The 758-nt window shown below is 45.9% G+C and carries 1 protein-coding gene; it reads right to left on the reverse strand.

Translation table 11 applies throughout. The annotated features are described in order from the left end of the window. A partial coding sequence (locus R7Q48_RS26865; RefSeq protein ID WP_318133291.1) for a TolC family protein occupies window positions 1–758 on the reverse strand: 758 nt, incomplete at both ends.

Below are 758 nucleotides of genomic sequence, written 5' to 3' on the forward strand. Positions count from 1 at the left end.
GTTTACCGATTCGATATTGCTTTTCATACGCGATGACCGTCTCAGCTGCCGAATCAACGTGGTCTGCTAAAAATTCTTTTTGTTGCAACGTTAAGTCCAGAGCACTCCAAGATAAGCGAAGTCCTTCCTCAACATTACGGTACGCGCCTTCACGCAAGTCTTTCGCTTTGTTGAGTTGGTATGCGAAGTTTTCTGAATTTGCCGCATCGCTACCGCCGTTGAACAAGTTATAGCGTAAACGCAACATGGCGAGAGTTTCATCGCTTCGACCTTTTAAGCCATCCGCATCGTCTTTCCAAGTTTGAGAAGCTTCAATCGAGATCGTCGGGTAGTTAACGCCTTTCGATTGTTTGTATTGGAACTTGGCAGAATCCACATCCGCCAATGCGATTTGAATCACTGGGTGTAATTCAAATGCCAAGCCAACCGCTTCATCGACGGTGTAGGGGATAAAGTTCTGATCAGCTCTTGGAAAAATTAACCCTTGTGGCGTTTGCCCCACCAAGCGGGTAAACATTCTGTGGGAGTCGTAAAGGTTGTTTTGTGCAGCTGCCAGATTACCATGCGCTTTCGCTAAACGTGCTTCAACCTGTGTTAAGTCCGCAGTCGAGCCGATGCCGGAAGTGACGCGTTTTTTGATGTCCGTATAGATGTCTTTGTGAACGGCAAGATTGTTCTCAGACAGCTTTAAGACTTCATAAGCCTTTACCGCATCTAAGTAGACTTTAGTGACTTCTAATGCCTTGTATGAAGCATCA

Source organism: Vibrio sp. 378, assembly GCF_033339435.1.